Source organism: Pseudomonas sp. PB103, from assembly GCF_009764635.1.
Taxonomy (GTDB): Bacteria; Pseudomonadota; Gammaproteobacteria; order Pseudomonadales; family Pseudomonadaceae; genus Aquipseudomonas.
Map to the genome: position 1 here is coordinate 1 of NZ_RWIL01000022.1, position 3,713 is coordinate 3,713.

The 3,713-nt window shown below is 62.8% G+C and carries 1 protein-coding gene; it reads right to left on the reverse strand.

Annotation, left to right across the window (positions count from 1 at the left end):
• Positions 1 to 50 precede the first annotated feature (50 nt).
• Entirely contained in the window at positions 51 to 3,521 is a 3,471-nt protein-coding gene (locus EJA70_RS04155) for a PAS domain-containing hybrid sensor histidine kinase/response regulator (RefSeq protein ID WP_158829857.1), read from the reverse strand.
• Positions 3,522 to 3,713: the final 192 nt, after the last annotated feature.

The following is a 3,713-nucleotide window of genomic DNA, read 5'->3' on the forward strand; positions in this document are numbered from 1 at the left end:
AGCTCCTACGGGGATCTATGTAGGAGCTGCCGAAGGCTGCGATCTTTGATTTAAAGCGGCACATACCGACTCAACAGCGCCCGCAACGCCGCCGGTTTCACCGGTTTTGCCAGATAATCCAGCCCCGCCGCATGCACCTGCGCCACCATCTCCGGACGCCCGTCAGCACTGATCACCACCCCCGGCACCGGCTCGCCCAGCGTGGTGCGCAGCCACGCCATCAACTCGGTGCCGGTGTCACCGTGATCGAGGTGATAGTCGACCAGCGCCAATTGCGGACGTACGCCATCATTCAGCAACGCCGCGCATTCCTCGCGATTACGCGCCGTCCAGACCTGACAACCCCAGCGGCTCAACAGGCTGTTCATGCCGATCAGAATGCTGTCTTCGTTGTCGATGCACAGCACCCGCGCGCCACTCAATAACTTGCCATTCAGCTCGACGGCCGCAGTGACCGGCACAGTTTGCGTGAGGGCCAATGGCACGCTGACGCTGAACACGCTGCCACGCCCCGGCCATGAACGCACGCGCAAGGTGTGGCCGAGCACGCGACATAACCCATCGGCAATCGCCAGACCCAAACCGAGGCCTTTTTCGGCGCGGGTCTGGTGGCTGTCGAGGCGTTTGAACTCCTCGAAAATTACCTGCTGTTTGTCTTCAGGAATCCCCGGCCCGCGATCCCACACTTCCAGGCACAACTCGCCGCCACGCCGGCGCACACCCAGCAACACCGGGCCTTTGGCGTAACGGAAGGCGTTGGTGAGGAAGTTTTGCAGAATCCGCCGCAGCAGCTTGATGTCGCTGTCGATGCGCAAATGACTGCCGCGCACCCGGAAAGTCAGGCCTTGTTCCTGCGCCAGCGCCTTGAACTCGGCGCCGAGGGTGTCGAACAGTTCGTTGACTGCAAATGGCTTGCGGTCCGGGTTGATCTTGCCGTTTTCCAGTCGGGAAATGTCCAGCAAATCGCTGATCAGGTCTTCGGCCGAACGCAGCGAACTGTCGAGGTGCTGCACCAGTTTTTGCGCCTCGCTGCTCAAGCCGTCGTCCTGATGCGAAAGGGCGGCGGAGAACAGCCGCGCGGCGTTCAGCGGCTGCATCAAGTCATGGCTGACGGCGGCGAGGAAACGGGTTTTCGACTGATTCGCCGCCTCGGCGGTGCCCTTGGCTTCGGTCAGCGCGACGTTGAGTTGCGACAGCTCTTGTGTGCGCTCGCTGACCCGTTGTTCGAGGCCTTCGTTGGCCTCGGTCAGCGCCTGTTCGGCTTCGCGGAACGCGGTGATGTCGGTGAAACTCATGACAAAACCGCCGCCCGGCATCGGGTTGCCGATCAACTCGATCACCCGGCCGTTGGGGAACAGTCGTTCAGAGGTGTGCGCGCGGCCCTGGCGCATCCAGTGCAGGCGGCGGGCAACGTGGACTTCGGCTTCGCCGGGGCCGCATAAACCGCGCTCGGCGTTGTAGCGAATGATGTCGGCAATCGGTCGGCCGACGCTGATCAAACCGTCGGGATAATTGAACAGCTCCAGATAACGACGATTCCACGCCACCAGTTTCAGCGACTGGTCGACCACGCTGATGCCCTGGGTAATGTTCTCGATCGCACCTTGCAGCAAGGCACGGTTGAACTGCAGCACCTCCGAGGCTTCGTCGGCGATACGGACGACATCCTCCAACTGCATTTCCCGACCTTCGATGGCGGCTTTTACGACCGCGCGCGTCGAAGAAGCACCGAGCACACCGGCCAGCAACCGCTCGGTGTGGGCGATCCATTCGCTGTCGGCGTTCTGGTTGGGGTTGAAGCCTTTGCCCTGACGGTAAGCGAAGCGGATGAAGCTCTGGCGCGCGCGTTCTTCACCGACAAAGCGCGCCGCCAGTTGCAGCAAGTCATCGATTTGCACCGCCAGCATCGAGCGTGCACTCGGGCGGGCGCTGATCTCCTGACCGATGAAACGTCCCGCCTGCCAATGCTCCGACACCCGCGTACGCGACAGCACCGAAACCCAGGCGAACAAGGTGAAGTTACCGGCCAGCGACAGCACCACGCCTTGGGTCAGCGGGGTGATCGGCAGGTTCAGCGGATTGCTGTGCAGCCATGCCAGCCCCGGGAAACTGCTCAGCGACCAGCCGAGACTGTGCGCCGCAATCGGCAGAATCAGGGTGTAGAACCACAGGAACGTACCGGCGGCGAGGCCGGCAAACACGCCGCGGCGGTTGGCCTGTTTCCAGTACAGCGCGCCGAGCATGGCGGGCGCCAGTTGGGTCACCGCGGCAAAGGCAATCTGGCCGATGGTTGCCAGGCTCGCCGTCGAGCCCAGCAGGCGATAGCTGACGTACGCCAGCAACAGAATCAGCACGATGCTGACGCGACGCACCGAGAGCATCCACTGGCGGAACACTTCGAAGGGGCGCTCGGCGTTGTTACGTCGCAACAGCCATGGCAACAGCATGTCGTTGGAGACCATGGTCGACAGCGCCACGCTGGCGACGATGACCATGCCGGTCGCCGCCGACGCGCCACCGATAAACGCCAGCATCGCCAGCGCCGGATGCGCCTGCGCCAGTGGCAGGCTGATCACGAAGGAGTCCGGCAGCACGTCGCTTGGCAGCAGCATCTGACCGGCAAGCGCGATCGGCACGACAAACAGCGCGGCCAGGGCGAGATAAGCCGGGAACACCCATTTGGCCAGACGCAGATCCTGCGGGTCGATGTTCTCCACCACCGTGACGTGGAACTGCCGGGGCAGGCAGATAATCGCCATCATCGCCACGCCGGTCTGCACCACCATTGACGGCCAGTTGATGGTTTCCTTCCAGTATTCCTCCAGGCGCGGGGCGAGCATGGCCTGATTGAACAAGTCGTCAAAACCGTCGTACAAGCCGTAAGTGACGAAGGCGCCGACGGCGAGAAAGGCGAACAGCTTGACCAGCGATTCGAAGGCAATCGCCAACACCATGCCACGGTGGTGTTCGGTGGCGTCGAGGTTGCGCGTACCGAAGACGATGGTGAACAGCGCCAGCACCAGCGACACGATCAGCGCGGTGTCCTGGGCGCGGGTGCCCATGGCGTCGGCGCCGGCGCCGATCAACAGGTTTACGCCGAGGACGATGCCTTTGAGTTGCAGGGCGATGTAGGGGAGGACGCCGACCAGGCAGATCAGCGCGACGACCACCGCCAGCGATTGCGATTTGCCGTAACGCGCGGCGATAAAGTCGGCGATGGAGGTGATGTTCTCCTGTTTGCTGATCATCACCATTTTCTGCAGCACCCACGGCGCGCCGAGCAGCAGCAGGATCGGCCCGAGGTAGATCGGCAGGAATGACCACAGTTGTTCGGCAGCCTGGCCAACCGCGCCGAAGAACGTCCAACTGGTGCAGTAAACCGCCAGCGACAGGCTGTACACCCAGGCACGCATGCGCGGCGGCAAGGGCGCGCTGCGACGGTCGCCGTAGAAGGCGATGGCGAACATGATGGCCATATAGGCCAGGGCGACGGCGGCGATCAGCCCGGTGGACAACGACATGCAACACTCCCGACAGAAGACTCCCCGGCAGTCCTGCCCGGGCGGACAGTCTCGCATGCGCGGGGCGGTTAGTCAGTGTCGACCAAGGTCGTGGCGCGGCGGGGTGTCGCAGGGATGCTACTCGAGCAAAACCTTGTAGGAGCTGCGGCACGCTGCGATCTTTTGATCTTGATTTCAAAGATCAAAAGATCG

What these genes read in the sequence shown, in the direction of transcription:
- EJA70_RS04155 (WP_158829857.1), bottom strand. Translation starts at nt 3,521, where the DNA reads ATGTCGTTGTCCACCGGGCTGATCGCCGCCGTCGCCCTGGCCTATATG.